We start from the raw sequence: 15266 nt of genomic DNA on the forward strand, positions 1-15266 counted from the left end.
GAGACTGGCGTTGCTTGGGTTTAATATCTCCGGTTTCGGCTTTGCGGTGGAGCCACAGGTTAATCGTATTGCGACTGATGTGAAACAGTTCACTGGCTTCTTGTTTTTTCAGTCCGTCCAATTCGATCGCTTCGATGACTCTGCGTCGAAAATCTTCACTGTAGGGGCGGGCCATGGTCAGCAGGGGGAATTACTCACTTCCCTTCTAGTCTACGTCCTAAGGTCGCTGGCTTTAGCTATATTTGGATTTTGATTGTTCTGGCGAGGGGCGCATGGTCAATGGTGTTGATGAGGGTAGCCAGTAGTCAACACTGGCGGATGGGTCAAACCTGTCTACTCTTGAACTTCCCTCCTCTTTTGGGATTCGTCCAATCGCAGGCATAGCCTTTAGTTTCTGCAATGGCTTGACTCCAAGGCTCCGGCGCGATCGGCCCTGAAGATCCGTAGACGATGTTAAACAATCCATCCGATCGGGCTTGGCCAATGTAGCAAGGTTTAGAAAGGTGGTGATTGCGATTGAGCGTGACGCGCCCCATGGGAGACACAAAGGTTTGGCCAATGGCTGCCCGTCGCACTGCCTCTAGATCCTGGACTGTACCCGCTTTTTCGACCGCCTGCTTCCAGAGATAAACGGCAGTGTAGGCCGATGCCATGGGATCATTCAGACGGCGCTGGACTCCGTATTTGGCCCGAAAGGCTTGGATAAATGTTTGGTTCGCCCCATGCTTCAAGGTTTGGAAATAGTTCCAAACAGCATAGTGTCCACGCAGATATTCTGCACCGATCGCTAACGTTTCATCCTCGGTAATGGTGAACGACAGGACTGGATAGTGTTGTGGCGTCATGCCTTGCTGGTGGAGGGCTTTAAAAAATGCAACATTAGAATCGCCATTGAGGGAATTCAAAATGACGCCCCCCTTGGGCATCGCCTGACGAATTTTCTGGATGATCCGATCTACATCGGTGACACCGAGCGGTAAATAGTCTTCTCCGAGATAGCTGCCTTTTTTTGCCAAAATCAGAGTCTTGAGCACCGTATTGACCACCCGAGGATAGACATAGTCCGACCCCAAGAGAAACTTGGCTTTTCCGGGAAAATTTTTGAATACCCAATCCAAGCTGGGTTCCACCTGCTGGTTAGGAACGGCTCCCGTGTAGAAGATATTCTTAGAACATTCTTGTCCTTCGTAAGAGACGGGATACCAGAGCATAGAAGCTTCCGCTTCAAATACTGGCAATACTGATCTACGACTAGCGGAAGTCCAACAACCGAAAATAGTCAGCACGCGGTCTTGGCGAATGAGTTTTTTGGCTTTTTCTGCAAACTGAACCCAATCTGAAGCCCCATCTTCAATCACTGGTTCAATTTCTCGGCCTAAAATGCCGCCTGTTTTATTAATTTCTTCAATGGCTAACATTTCTGCATCTAAGCAACCCATTTCACTGATCGCCATCGTGCCACTCAGAGAATGGAGCAGGCCGATCGCCAGGTGCTTGCTCGATTTTGGGGCCGATCGCGCGGGTTGGGGACTCGGTAATGGATTGGGTTTCACCGATCGCGGTGGGGAAGCGGGCCGGGGTGGCAAGCCAAAGGCCGTTAACCCCGCCCCCGCGATCGTCCAGCCTGCCAGTTGCAGAAATCGCCGTCGCCGAAATCGTTGTTCCATAGGACATGCTCCCGAACGATCGCAAAGAATCCTGCGTTTCACTCTACGATTGGGGACTGGCTGCGGTCTGGTTTATTACAGTGCTGTCAAGCTATTTAACGTTCAGTCACGTTGGAGCGCTTGAATTTACACCACTCCGGCGGCGGCAAGCACGGTCGAACCCCCTCCCCCGATCGCCTGTTCCCGATCCAAATGGATACAGGTTTGCACCAAACCATCGGCTCCATCAACAATCCAAACCCGAGTTTGTAATTGCTCAGCCACCTGCTCCACCGTCATATCATCGAGGAAAAGAGTGGAATGCAACTTCAGCATTAGAGAGGGTAAAAGAATGCCATCTCCCAAGTCCTGTCCCCGTAACCGTTCCACAATATCCAGCCCCGTCAACAAACCCGTGACCGTAATACTCTGGCCCCAGTAAGTGCTATTGAGTGCGGCCATGGTCACTTCTAGATTCTCCACTTGATTCAACCGTTGCAAAATCGGCTGAAATGCAAGTTCCACGGCATTGCCCACAATCCAGGTTAAGCGCTGAAGTCGATCGATCTGGGCTGGCAGTTTGCGAGCCTGCTTGTCAAATTCCTTGAGAAACAGCCGAATTGATCCAACCCCATTGCCAATCTGGGGATAGTCTTCATAATGCTGCTCCGAGGGAATCTCCATACCTGCAATTAGAAACCACTCGTCAGCCAACCACGCAAAAGTTGAGCCGAGTTCCTGCTGGAACTGTTGCTGTAAGGCTTGCACCTGGTGGATCACTTCTTGCGCCTTGGCGGGCGAAACGGGAATCAGCTCATCCTGATCGGGCCGAAAGCGCGTCAAACCGACGGGCACAACGGCAGCTGAGAGCACTGCGGGAAAGTCGCCCCGGTGGAAGTTGGCTAAATCCGTGAGGGTGCGCGTTAAATGTTCGCCGTCATTAATGCCGGGGCACAGTACCACCTGCGCATGGATTTGTAACTCGTTCTGCTCAAACCAAGCTAACTGCTCCAACAGCAGCCCCGCCCGTGGATTTTTCAGCAGCCGCGATCGCACATCAGGTTCGGTCGCATGCACGGAGACGTACAGGGGCGACAACCGCATCGCTGCAATACGATCCCACTCCCGCTGAGGCAAATTCGTCAGCGTCAGGTAACTGCCATAGAGAAAACTTAAACGGTAGTCGTCATCCTTGTGATACAGCGTTTCCCGTTTCCCTGGAGGCTGCTGATCGATAAAGCAAAAGGGACAGCGATTGGTGCATTGGATCAGTGCATCAAATAAGGCTGTTTCAAATTCCAACCCTAGGTCTTCGTCGTAATCCTTCTCAATTTCGATCGTGTGGGAGCGACCCTTGCGATCGAGCACTTCCAATTCGAGAGACTCATCAGCACAGAAAAATTGATAGTCAATTAAATCCCGGGGCTTCTGGCCGTTAATCGCCACGATCGCGTCTCCCGCCTCAAAGCCAATTTCCTCCGCGATCGAAGCGGGCAAGACCTGACTAATCACTGCCGGACGGATCGTAGACTCACTCATAAATAACAGCTGCTGAACCAAAACTGAAGGGCTGCGTTCTTCAGTCTACCGTGTCTTTTCAAGGCTGATCGACGGCAACGACGAAACATTACTTGGATACTTGTCGATGAACGCCATGCAGCTTGGTTTTCTAGACCTTTAACAGCTTAGTTTTCTAGCCCTTCAATAAGCCCAAGCCCAGGGCTGTAAATAGAAAAGCTGCAAAAACCAGACGATACCAGACAAAGACCCAAGTACTTTGTTTTTGCAAAAATTTCAGCAACCACGCGATCGACAGATAGGAAAAGATAAAGGTTGAAACAATGCCCACCAATAAGGGGACTGCCATTGCCGCTTCGTTCACCACTTCTTTTGCTTGCACTAAGGTAGCGATCGCGAGGGTTGGAAAGCCCAACAGAAAGGAAAAGCGAGCTGCTGTTTGTCGTTCCAACCCCAGAAACAGCGCAGTGGTTAGTGTAGACCCCGATCGGGAGGCCCCCGGCAAGAGTGCAATCATCTGCCCCAGCCCCACAAGAATCCCATCCTGGGTTTTCAACTGGCTAAAGCGCCGTTTACGACTGCCAATTTTTTCCGCCAGTCCCAGCAATAACGACATGACGATCGACATAACGGCAATCATGACCGGACTTTCCAGTTCCACCTTCAGCATTTTGAAGACCAGTCCTCCCAGTAATGCAGGAAAGGTGCCAATCACAATGCCAATTAGGATCCGCCACTCTTCCCGTCGCCAATCCTTTTGCTGAAAGGCTTGCCAAGCGCCTCGCAGGAGGAAGTCAAAGTCCTTCCAGAAATACATTAAAACCGCAACCACACTGCCGAACTGGATGGCATCGATCGCTTCCTTACTCCAGCCCGATCGCGGCACACAGTCCGGCGGAACGCTGGCCAAGGCATCTGCGCAACTCACGGCTTCCCACCCCAATAGATCCCGAAAAATAATCAGATGGGCAGTGCTGCTAATTGGCAAAAATTCTGTAATCCCTTGCACAATTCCCAAGACAATGCCCTGAAAGGCTTGAAATAATGGCGTGACTCCCGTCTCTGCCAGCAGCATTGGCTCAACTCCTGTGAAGGGCATTCCACTCATAACCGTCGTTGTTTACTAGGCTGTTGTATTTTGACAAAATTTGTGTGACTCAAGGATGTCGTAGAGATGACGATTTAGTCAGGGCTCAGCATGAAACCAGTCACTTTACGTAACGTTTCTCCCCCTCCATACACCCAGGAAACACGACAATCAGCAACAAACCATGAAGGCTGATTAAGAATTTGTAAGGTCTTTCGGGGCAACCCCTAGTGAAGTCCTATCTTCGTCAACTACGGGTGATTGCGAAGAGTGTGGTACTGTTAAGGAAGGTAAACTAAATTAATCAGCTTTTCAGAATTCCGTTGATTACTTACCCTCGCGATCCCCAAACCCTTGCCCGAGCAACTGAATCTCCTGTCAGTGCTCCTTTCTTTCAGTTCTCATTATCCCAGCGTTGGAGGGTGATTGCAGGTTCTGTTTTTTTAATTTCAGTCCCCGTTTTTTTTCAAGCCCCTTTAGTGCGATCGTTGCCTGCGGTTAGCCTCACTAGCACGATCGTCTGGGCTTGGCTCAGTATTTACCTATCGCAACAATCCAAAACGCGAATTTGGGGCGAACTCCTAACCGGATTTACCTGGACTTGGTTAGCGGGTTCTCTGTATTGGGGCTGGTTACGCTGGGAACCGACATTGCACCTCCCCATTGAGGCGATGGCGCTTCCGATCGCCCTGTGGGGGTTAGCCCGAGGCTGGTGTAAAATCGGTAACTTTTTCTATCTCGGGTCACTTTTGGGAACCGCGATTACTGATTTATACTTCTACGCAGTTGACCTGATTCCTGCTTGGCGACAGCTGATGCAAGAGCCCAGTGAGGTTGAAGCAATTTTTCATGGTGCGCTGGCTCGAATGAGTACTCCCTGGGGGCAACTTTGGGTCATTTTATTAGGGGCACTACTGTTGGCCATTGGCCTACGAACCATTCGCAGTTCCTCACTCCATTGGTTAGCTTTCAGTGGAGCCGTTCTCAGTACAATTCTGGTGGATGGTTTATTTTGGATAGCGGCTTTACTTGCGTAAGGCGAAACGATCCGATTAACTTATGTGTATCCTGATGAGTACCTATGTTGGCATTTGACTGTCAATTTTGACTATCTTTTGACTCTCTAGTGCTGGCATTGGCTGCTTGTGTTAGCTTCGATCGTGTGTTGAATAGCGGTTTGCTGAATACTAGTAGGCTCCTAGCGTAGCAATCTAGCTTGGCTACTTCAAAGGAGTGATGTGCCACTTGTACTAGCTAGCGATGCTTCTAGCTGGTAATGCTTCTGGCTAGTGATGCTTCTGGCTAGCGATGCATTTTTCGCCGAACTGGTGTTTTTCCTGTTGAATCTTTTAAATTAGCCGGGTTGTCCAGTTCAACCTGGAATTTCTGTAGTTACTGGAATTTCTGTAGTTATTTGGGATTCCTAGAATAATTCAGGATTCCTGTAATAATCTGGGATTGATGCTGATTTTGTTGAATTTCCAGATTCGCTCGCATCTAAGACTTCCAATGCCAGGGATTCTCAGATGGGAGAATTTTTTGTAAGGCTTATTGGCGCACACCTGTGGTTACTGTTCAACCCACTCCCCACCTACTTTTGAGAAGTGAATCGGGCAGTCAGCGGCTACCGTTGGCCGAGGGCACTTGCTGGACGATCGGCCGAGGGGATGAAAATGACTTCGTTTTAGGCGATCGTTGGATTTCTCGGAACCATGCCATGCTGCAAAGTATGGAAAATGGCGAAATATATTTGATTGATTTAGGCAGCCGTAACGGATCCTTCGTAAATGGTCGTCGGGTCAGTGTTCCAGTCACCCTCCGCAATGGGGATCATTTAACCTTTGGACAAACGGAGCTGGAGTTTTACTGTCCTGCTTCCCAGTTTGAACAGGATGAAGAGTCCCGAGAATTTACGGCCACAGCCACGTTACATGTACGTCGCCTGATTTCTGTGCTGGTGATTGATATTCGGGATTACACGGTTTTGACCCGGCAACTGGATGAAGGCATCCTGTCGGAAATGATTGGCCAATGGTTCCGGCGAGCGGGGGATATTATCCGCAAGCATGGTAGTTGGGTGGATAAATATATTGGGGATGCCGTGATGGCCGTCTGGATTCATGGTGCCCAGGAGGTGAGCCCCCAGGAAATGCTCTCGGTGGTGCAATCTGTGGATGAACTGCACCAAATGACCAACGAACTCTCCCAAATTTATCCTGTGCCCTTTCCCTTACGCATTGGAGCCGGTGTTAACACAGGGTTTGCCATGGTTGGGAATACGGGAACTGGCGATCGACCCGACTATACCGCCCTCGGCGATACTGTCAATGCGGCCTTTCGGCTAGAAACCATTACCAAGCAAATTGGCCGGGATGTGGCGATCGGCGAAACCACCTACCAATACATGGTGCCGTTGCTGATTGCCTGTGACCCCTTTAAACAACATACGGTCAACCTGAAGGGGTACGACGAGCCCACCAACGCCTACGCCGCCTCCTTCCAGCAAGTCAATGAATTTTTGCTCCGACAGGCCGCTACTCCCCGTTCTTAAGGGGTTCTCCATGGCTCAGTTCTAGCATCAGTTCTAACAATTGTTAAGAATCCTGAGAACTCTCCCCTACTTGATAACGACACCGTAACAGAGAGATGATAGTCTCTAATAAAGCTGTGTAGAGAGTCTGCTCGATTCGAGTGGGAGGGTTAAATTCATGAAGCGTATTGTTCGGTGGTTATCCGTTCTTAGCATCATCGTCGGCTGCCTCGGTTGGTTAGGCAATGTTCAGAGTGCTATGGCCGCTAATTTCGGTGCCATGGGTGCTTGGATGCAGCCTACAACGGTTCTCGCTGCGGAAGCTGGGGAACTCCGGAATACGGTGTCTGACAAGTTAGCCACGGAGTTTGGCAAGAAGTTGGATTTGAATAATACCAACGTGCGTTACTTCCGTGATTTACCGGGGATGTACCCCAAACTGGCAGGCATCATCGTCAAAAATGCACCCTATGCTCAGGTGAATGACGTGTTGAATATTCCTGGCCTGACCAATGAACAAAAGTCCGTGATAGAAGGCTATCTGGACAAGTTCACCGTGACTGATCCGGATTCCGCTCTGGTTGAAGGCAACGATCGCATCAATAATGGGATTTATCGTTAATTTGTGCTGGAAGACAAAATTGGGTTGAATCGGGTAGGCTCAGACACTCGCAGCTAATTCCCAGGATTTAACGCCAACGATTCCAGAGAAGGAGTCATCCAGTTCTGTATCACGGATCAAACTGAACTTTTGATTGCTCTCTGCACCGTGCTCGACCTGCTCGTGTTGCAGAGAGTTTTTTATTCCTCAGATATTTCTCAATGACCGCATCGACTGCATCGACCGAGGAGAGAGACCGATCGTGGATGGGTACAAAGTGGATGGGCAACTGGATGGGCAACTGGATGGGCACACATTTGATGTCTTGGTGGTGGGGGCCGGAGCCGCAGGACTCTATAGCGCGCTGTGCCTGCCACAACATTTGCAAGTGGGCCTGATTAGCAAAGATAAGCTTTCCCGATCGGCCAGTGACTGGGCCCAGGGCGGCATTGCTGCCGTTGTCTCTCCAGAAGATTCCACCGAGTTGCACATTGTGGATACCCTCAAAGCAGGAGCAGGGTTGTGCGACTACGATGCGGTCAAGTTTTTGGTAGAACAGGCCTCAGACTGTATTCACAATTTGGTCGATCTCGGGGTGGCCTTCGATCGCCAAGGCGATACCCTGGCGCTCACGTTAGAAGCGGCCCATTCCCGCCGCCGGGTGCTCCATGCCGCTGATACGACCGGTCGTGCCGTGGTGAGTACCTTAGCGAACCATGTTCTCGCCCGGGAAAATATTCAAGTGCTTTCCCCTGCCCTAGTGCTCGATCTTTGGATGGACGCGGGCCAATGTCGGGGGGTGTGTTTGGTCTATCAGGGGCAAATCCACTGGCTGGCGGCAAAAGCGGTCGTATTGGCGACGGGCGGCGGCGGCCAAGTCTTTGCCCAAACCACGAATCCCAAGGTCAGTACTGGAGATGGTGTGGCGATCGCCCACCGTGCCGGGGCCATTCTGCGGGACTTAGAATTTTTCCAATTTCACCCCACTGCGCTGACCCAACCCGGTGCTCCCCGGTTTCTCATCAGTGAAGCCGTTCGAGGGGAAGGGGCCCATTTGATTGACAAGACGGGACGCCGCTTTGCCTTTGACTATCATCCAGCCGGAGAGTTAGCCCCCCGCGATGTTGTTAGCCGCGCAATTTTCAGCCATCTGCAAAAGACGGAAGCGGATCCCGCTAGTGCCCATGTTTGGCTGGACTTACGACCCATTCCCCCCGATCGCATCCACCATCGTTTTCCCAACATCATCCAAGTCTGTCAGCAGTGGGGCATTGATATCCTCAAGGAACCGATTCCCGTAGCTCCAGCGGCCCATTATTGGATGGGTGGCATCCTGGCAGATACGATGAACCGCACCTCTATTCCAGGACTCTATGCGGTGGGCGAAACGGCCAGCACAGGCGTACATGGGGCTAATCGTTTAGCAAGTAACTCCCTATTGGAGTGCATTGTCTTTGGGGCTCAACTGGCTCACATTGCCATTGAACCGACTATCGAGCCATCTTTGAATGCCAGGGATGTGCCCCCTTCAGATTCTCTACCAGAAGCTGCTAGAGCCCCGATCGTTCTGCCGTCGATCGATCCGGCGGAATTAGCTTGGATCCAAAATATCCGCGTAGAATTACCACGTCTGGTCTGGCAAAGTGCTGGAATTTGCCGAGAGCATTCCCACTTGCAAGCAGCCCTGACTCAGATCCAGCAATGGCAAAGGGAATTTGCGGCTTTGGCAGTCAGTCGATCGCTGCAAGCACTGCTCCCGACGCAGTCTGTTTCATTGGCAGCCCAAGCGGATGGCGAAGGGGTTTTACGCCAGTGGGGCGAATTACAAAATCTACTGACGATCGCTGCGCTGATTCTGCACAGTGCTCATTTGCGTACCGAGAGTCGCGGTGGTCACTACTGCTCAGACTTTCCAGACACCTCTGAGGATTGGACGGTTCATACCCTGGTACGATGCGATCGCTGGTGGCAAGGGTCTGTGCACAGTGCGCCAAGCTGATCTCCTCCAATCCCACCCACATCCCCCCAGCCTGCCCAACTTGCAACCCATCACCCTGCAACCGATCCGATCTACCGCCAATAAAAACGGAGAAAGCACCCAGTGGGTTACTTTCTCCGATGAATAAACTTGATTAATTAAACAAAATCATCAAACCCAGTCGTCCTAAACTTTGCCTCTTATTTGAGCTATGACTAGCCTATGTATTTGGCACAGGTATGCGTACAGGTATGCATTTGGCAGAGGGATTGGATAGGCCCCATCAGCTCTTTCCCAAACCGTCTAGGACGCGATCGCGGCATTGGAGCACATCAATCCTTCGTTGCGTTCTTCGAGCAGTTGATCGGGCACAACTTGTACCATCGGTACAGCCTGCACGCAAAGCTTATGGCATGGGATCGTATCCGATAAAATCGCACTCGCCATCATCCCAGTATGGATCTCCAAGAGGGCTTCCGGTAGCGCTTCAAACATCAGACGCTGACCTGGAAAAACCACCCGTTCAAAGTACCATTTTGGAATGTTGGTAATGCGGACAATTTGAATCTGACTCGTGACGTTGACATAGCAGCAAACTAACCGCGCAGACGTTTCAGATGGTAGTGGATCAAAAATTTGTGCCATAGTGCCCTAAGGATGACATCCCAGATGTGAGGATAACGAAACTGAACTCATTTTGAACACTAACACCCCCCGATCCCAGGGAACTGTCAAGCCAACTACCATCTTTTAGTTGTGTTAATTATTCATGGAAGAATTAACCAAGCATTTCCCCTAGAGCCACATGGCGGAAAATTCCATGATCCTGCGTGGGGCCTAGATAGAATCAATGGTTTGCCCGCTACTTGAAGAACTTGTTGCAAATTCTGGGGTTAGCCAACCAGGGGCTAGATTCCGGTGGTATCGTAAAGTTATGTGAAAGTTCATTTCAGATTTGTCTTGGAATGAATCGATCCCCACAGTCCTCACGCCTGAACTTGCCCTGCGGATTTCCTATGGATGCTCGAATTCTCTACGTCCGGCTGCCCTGTAATCCCATCTTTCCCATTGGGGTTGTCTATTTGGCCGACCACGTCCATAAGCTTTTTCCTGGGATCGAACAGAAAATCTTTGACCTGGGTACAGTGCCGCCGCTGGACTATGTCAGCGCCATGGAAGCGGCGATCGACGAATTCCAACCCAATCTCCTGGTCTTTTCCTGGCGGGATATCCAGATCTACGCGCCAGTGGGTGGGCGGGGGGGCAATCCCTTACAAAATGCCTTCGAGTTTTACTACTCCCTAAATCCGCTGCTCAAACTGCGTGGCGCGATCGGGGGCCTGCGGATGCTGACCTCCTACTATGGGGAGCTGTGGCGGAACCAGACCCTGATTAAGCGCGGGATCAAGCGGGCACAGCAGTATGTACCCGATGTCACGACGGTAGTTGGGGGGGGCGCGGTCAGTGTGTTCTATGAACAACTGGGGAATAAGCTTCCCAAGGGCACCATTATTTCCGTCGGTGAGGGAGAAGCGCTGCTGGAAAAGCTGATTCGCAAGGAAAGCATTGCCCAGGAACGGTGCTACATCGCAGGCATGGAACAGCCCCGCCAGCGACTGATCCACGAGCAACCCGCTGCGATCGAAAAAACAGCCTGCAACTACGACTACATTGAAAAAATCTGGACGGAGTTTGAATATTACTTCCAGTCCGATGATTTCTATGTGGGTGTGCAGACTAAACGGGGCTGTCCCCATAACTGCTGCTACTGCGTTTACACCGTGATTGAAGGTAAGCAGGTGCGCATCAATCCCGCCGATGAAGTGGTGCGGGAAATGCAGCAACTCTACGATCGGGGCATTCGCAACTTCTGGTTCACCGATGCCCAGTTCATTCCGGCACGGCGCTTTATGGAAGATGCCAAGGAATTGCTGCGGAAAATCATCGCTGCGGGCATGACCGATATCCATTGGGCCGCTTACATTCGAGCGGACAATCTGGATCCAGAACTCGCAGACTTGATGGTTCAGACAGGCATGAACTATTTTGAGATCGGCATTACCAGCGGATCCCAAGAGTTGGTGCGCAAGATGCGGATGGGTTACAACCTACGCACGGTCTTGCAGAATTGTCGTGATCTCAAAGCGGCAGGGTTCAACGATCTGGTTTCGGTGAACTACTCCTTTAATGTGATCGATGAAACCTTTGAGACGGTACGGCAGACGATCGCCTACCACCGGGCCTTAGAGGAAGTCTTCGGGGCGGACAAAGTGGAACCCGCGATTTTCTTTATTGGGCTGCAACCCCACACACACCTAGAAGACTATGCCTTTGAAAACAACATCGTCGATCGTAGCTACGATCCCATGAACCAGATGCCCTGGAATGCCCGCAAGCTACTGTGGAATCCGGAGCCCCTAGGATCCTTCTTTGGGGAAGTGTGTCTACAGGCATGGAAACGCAATCCCAATGATTTTGGGCGAGAAGTCATGCAGGTTCTGGAGGAACGGGTGGGGCGTGCACCGTTGGAAGAGGCCCTAACCGCACCGATCGCTCCAGCGACTAAGGAACCGGCCCTGGCTCGTTAACTGCCAATTTGTGCACAAGACCAATTTGCTGGTTCACATTTAAAAAACTCCACTCCATTGCCACAGGAGTGGAGTTTTTTATGGGTGGTGAATAATGCAGGCTAGAATTTTTGCTGTTTTGATCGGGGTTTCCCGCGATCGCGAACTTGCATCAACTGCCGTAGACCGATCGCCATTACCCCCAAGGTGATCACACCTGGAAAACTCGCTAACGGATTGCCATTCATTCCCGTCAGCCAAGTCGGTACCGTTGCCACCGGATGGATCAGATTGCCCACATTCAAAATATAGTAACCGCCAACTAATCCACCATGGATCCCGATCGAGAGGCCAATTTGTCCCCCAGTGGCCCGTTTGGCCCAAGCCAACGATAGTCCCAAAATTAGTAAGGCTGGAAAGGTCAGCCAAGCGGCAATCAGTTCTGACAAGGGGCGAATAAAATGGGCGATCGCAAAAATCAAACTACTGGTCGCCGTGGCCACGCTGGAGGAATAATCCCGCTCTAGCTCATTAAACAGCCAACCTCGGAAGAGCAGTTCTTCTGCAAAAGCCAGCAGGACTGAGATCAGCAGGGCTTCTCCCACAATCCGAGGCAACGTTGCAGAGACTGGCAGCCACTGTACCCACCCGAGTTCTCCTTCGAGAAAAAATAAGCCGAACACAGTCCCCCACCCCAGGCATAATCCTGCCAATAGATTGCGCCCGTTGCAACTGAAAGGTCGCAGTCCATAGCGGTGTAATGGTTGGGATTCGTTGTACAGTAAGCGATTCCAGACCTGGATCAGGACTAGAAATTCCAGGTACAAAATCGGCATCGTCAGGAGGGATTCCAGGTTTTGGTCAGCAACTACCAGCGCGATCGGCCCAGCGATCGGGATCCAGCACAGCAGCAAAATTAGAAGAAAGCAGACGATCCGTAGGGGTGCAGGCAACTTAGCTAAACTTTTTAACCTAGCTAAACTTTTCAACTTGGCCAAACCTTTAATGTGTTGCAGAATTGCTGGCTGCGCCATGCCCTGATTGTCCTCACTTCAGTGTTCCATACTTCAGCGTTCCATGGAAAAACAGGGCAAAGCTAAACTCAGCCCCGCTTAACTCTATTTCGATAACCAATACTTCTTAGATAAACAATACTTTGCTGGACAATTCCTTGACAATTGCTCGCTTATCCAGAGCTAGCCAATTGTTTGCAGCATTCTCTATTCAGTTGACGTAATTGAGTTGAGGCATCTGGTGAGTGATAGATGCCTGATCACGGTGCCTGATCACATTAAGTATCTGGCTCGATCGTGCTTTCTAGGCCATGCTGCTTCAGCATTTCGCAGTAGAACTCAGCAGGTTCCAAGGCACAGGTAATAACGAGCGCCTGCCCGTTGGTATGGGCTTCCATCATGATGCTGACCGCCTGGGGTTGCGTCAAACTCGGAACGGTGTGCATCAAAGTCTGTACAACATACTCCATTGTGTTGAATGGATCGTTGTAGAGTAGCACGCGGTACTTGGGTGCTAATTGACGGGACGTTGAACGTTGTTCAATAGTCTCGACAGCCACTGTGACAACCTCGATAAATTTGCTAAAAACTGTTTTACATCTTTCCAGAATTTTTTCCCAGAGATTTTTGTAGTTACGCTTCCCAAAATCTCTTGGTGGGGAGAGGCTTGTTGAGCCTAGAACTTACCCAGAGTCTAACCAATGAAACCTGTATTGTTATAGCATTTCTGCCCCTAGTCTGCCAGCGTCCTCCTGACTTCAGCGGAGATTTTTGACGACAGGAAACGCTAGCCATTGCTTCTACCGAATTTCTACAATGTATTGAGGTCACGATTGTACCGAGGTCACGATCGTAATCGCCCGTTCAAAACAAAATTGCCATCCTTCCAACTGTTTCCCTCTTTTCGGTTCCCTATGACGACGGTTCCCCAGTTCTCTCCCAATCAAATTGTCTGTATTGAACAAAATGCGGAGTTTGTGTTTGGAGAAGTCGTGCAAATGGTTCCCAGTCGTGGGCTATGCTGGGCTAGACCGATCGCGATCGCCCGTCCTGGGCCTAGCCTGCTCCTATTAGAACTGGTACAAGATTTACGGGATAGTTCTGACTTACTCTTACCCGCTGTTCTCTTTCGGGAAGCCCTGGATACAGAAGTGCTGCCCTTGATGACTGCGCTGCTTGATCCAGAAAAACCCGTTCCCCCGCAGCATAGTCAAGAAGCCCGTCGTTGGCTGAATCAATTTGTGCAGCAGATTTGCCAAGTGCACCCTGAAGTCTTTGTTAATCCCCCCGTTATTAATCCCCCCGTTATTAATCCCCCCGTTATTAATCCCCCCATTACGGCCACCCACCCCATCGCACCCACCCAGGACGGGGCAACTCCAGCGTGAGAATCGTTCCAGAGGGTGCCCACGGTGAAATAACGGTGAAATAATAGCCTTTGGGCCAATGCCCGAATGATTTACCGTTTGTAGGATTTACCCGAGGGAACCCATCATGAGCCAGCCGATTCCTGTTGTGGTCAATGGTGCCACTGGCAAAATGGGGCGTGAAATCGTTAAAGCGATCGCCAGCGCTCCTGGTTTACAACTCTTTGGCGCGATCGCCCACAATCCCAAGTGGGAAGGGCAAGACATTGGTGAAGTCGTGGGGCTAGACCCCTTGGAAGTGCCGATTACGCGGGAGTATGAACCGATGATGGCGATGCTCTCCCAGGAAAAGCAACTGGGCGTGGTGGTGGATGTCACCCATCCGGAAGCGGTGTATCACAACATTCGCACGGCGATCGCCTACGGAGTCCGTCCGGTGGTGGGAACGACGGGGTTGACGCTGGATCAAATCCAGGAGCTAGCCGAATTTGCCGACAAAGCCAGTACGGGCTGTATTTTGGCCCCCAACTTTTCGATCGGTGTCATTTTGATGCAACAGGCTGCCCTGCAAGCTTCGAAATATTTCGACCACGTTGAAATTATTGAACTGCACCATAACCAAAAGGCCGACGCCCCCAGTGGCACAGCGGTACAAACGGCGCAACTCCTGGCGGAAATGGGCAAAACCTACAATCCCGCGAAGGTGACTGAAACGGAGAAGCTCCAAGGCGCGCGCGGTGCCCTCGCGGAAGAAAACATTCGCATTCACAGCGTGCGCTTACCGGGTTTCATTGCCCATCAGGAAGTGATTTTTGGGGCACCGGGGCAAATCTACACCCTACGCCACGACACCACCGATCGGGCCTGCTATATGCCGGGAGTCCTGTTGTGTGTCCGTAAGGTGATCGAGTTGAAAACGTTGGTTTACGGAATGGAGAAAATTCTGTAGGTGATTGATA

At 51.0% G+C, this 15266-nt stretch carries 14 protein-coding genes; 7 read left to right on the forward strand and 7 right to left on the reverse strand.

Features of this window, described 5'->3' with window-relative positions:
• From H6G21_RS10835 to H6G21_RS10850, 4 genes are all read right to left on the reverse strand, one after another.
• On the reverse strand, positions 1–175 hold a 175-nt coding region (locus H6G21_RS10835; protein ID WP_190573429.1), incomplete at its 3' end, for an IS630 transposase-related protein.
• Positions 176–323: 148 nt separating this feature from the next.
• Positions 324–1667 carry an urea ABC transporter substrate-binding protein gene (urtA, locus tag H6G21_RS10840; RefSeq protein WP_190573430.1) on the reverse strand — a complete coding sequence of 448 codons (1344 nt, stop codon included), beginning with the start codon at positions 1665–1667 and terminating at the stop codon, positions 324–326.
• A gap of 126 nt (positions 1668–1793) precedes the next feature.
• Positions 1794–3185 (reverse strand): TIGR03279 family radical SAM protein, encoded by a 1392-nt coding sequence (locus H6G21_RS10845; protein ID WP_190573431.1) that lies wholly within the window; start codon positions 3183–3185, stop codon positions 1794–1796.
• A gap of 154 nt (positions 3186–3339) precedes the next feature.
• Positions 3340–4239 carry an undecaprenyl-diphosphate phosphatase gene (locus tag H6G21_RS10850; protein WP_190573577.1) on the reverse strand — a complete coding sequence of 300 codons (900 nt, stop codon included), beginning with the start codon at positions 4237–4239 and terminating at the stop codon, positions 3340–3342.
• A gap of 434 nt (positions 4240–4673) precedes the next feature.
• Here H6G21_RS10850 and H6G21_RS10855 point away from each other — a divergent pair, with 434 nt between their 5' ends.
• From H6G21_RS10855 to nadB, 4 genes are all read left to right on the forward strand, one after another.
• Positions 4674–5288: a DUF3120 domain-containing protein gene (locus H6G21_RS10855; RefSeq protein WP_347278006.1), complete on the forward strand. Its 615-nt coding sequence runs from the start codon at positions 4674–4676 to the stop codon at positions 5286–5288.
• 527 nt (positions 5289–5815) lie between these two features.
• Positions 5816–6802: an FHA domain-containing protein gene (locus H6G21_RS10860; RefSeq protein WP_190573432.1), complete on the forward strand. Its 987-nt coding sequence runs from the start codon at positions 5816–5818 to the stop codon at positions 6800–6802.
• A 157-nt stretch (positions 6803–6959) separates the two neighbouring features.
• Entirely contained in the window at positions 6960–7403 is a 444-nt protein-coding gene (gene psbU, locus H6G21_RS10865) for a photosystem II complex extrinsic protein PsbU (protein ID WP_190573433.1), read from the forward strand.
• 241 nt (positions 7404–7644) lie between these two features.
• A complete protein-coding gene (nadB, locus tag H6G21_RS10870; protein WP_347278007.1) occupies positions 7645–9381 on the forward strand; it encodes an L-aspartate oxidase in 1737 nt (578 codons plus the stop codon).
• Between the two features lie 282 nt (positions 9382–9663).
• On the opposite strand, the gene H6G21_RS10875 is transcribed toward nadB, so the two are convergent.
• A complete protein-coding gene (locus H6G21_RS10875; RefSeq protein ID WP_190573434.1) occupies positions 9664–10005 on the reverse strand; it encodes a DUF1830 domain-containing protein in 342 nt (113 codons plus the stop codon).
• 371 nt (positions 10006–10376) lie between these two features.
• Here H6G21_RS10875 and H6G21_RS10880 point away from each other — a divergent pair, with 371 nt between their 5' ends.
• Complete coding sequence (locus tag H6G21_RS10880; RefSeq protein ID WP_190573435.1) at positions 10377–11948, forward strand: photosystem II high light acclimation radical SAM protein; 1572 nt, start codon at positions 10377–10379, stop codon at positions 11946–11948.
• 101 nt (positions 11949–12049) lie between these two features.
• Here the strand turns inward: H6G21_RS10880 and H6G21_RS10885 are convergent, their stop codons facing one another.
• Both H6G21_RS10885 and clpS read right to left on the reverse strand, forming a co-directional pair.
• The gene (locus H6G21_RS10885) at positions 12050–12961 is read right to left on the reverse strand and encodes a type II CAAX endopeptidase family protein (RefSeq protein ID WP_190573436.1); all 912 of its coding nucleotides are present in this window, start codon (positions 12959–12961) and stop codon (positions 12050–12052) included.
• A gap of 257 nt (positions 12962–13218) precedes the next feature.
• Positions 13219–13500, reverse strand: coding sequence for an ATP-dependent Clp protease adapter ClpS (gene clpS / locus H6G21_RS10890; RefSeq protein ID WP_190573437.1), 282 nt, complete (start codon positions 13498–13500; stop codon positions 13219–13221).
• Positions 13501–13854: 354 nt separating this feature from the next.
• On the opposite strand from clpS, the gene H6G21_RS10895 reads away from it, so the two are divergent.
• The gene (locus tag H6G21_RS10895) at positions 13855–14328 is read left to right on the forward strand and encodes a hypothetical protein (protein WP_190573438.1); all 474 of its coding nucleotides are present in this window, start codon (positions 13855–13857) and stop codon (positions 14326–14328) included.
• Positions 14329–14434: 106 nt separating this feature from the next.
• Entirely contained in the window at positions 14435–15256 is an 822-nt protein-coding gene (gene dapB / locus H6G21_RS10900) for a 4-hydroxy-tetrahydrodipicolinate reductase (protein WP_190573439.1), read from the forward strand.
• Positions 15257–15266 lie beyond the last annotated feature (10 nt).

Source organism: Alkalinema sp. FACHB-956 (assembly GCF_014697025.1).
Taxonomy (GTDB): domain Bacteria; phylum Cyanobacteriota; class Cyanobacteriia; order Leptolyngbyales; family Leptolyngbyaceae; genus Alkalinema.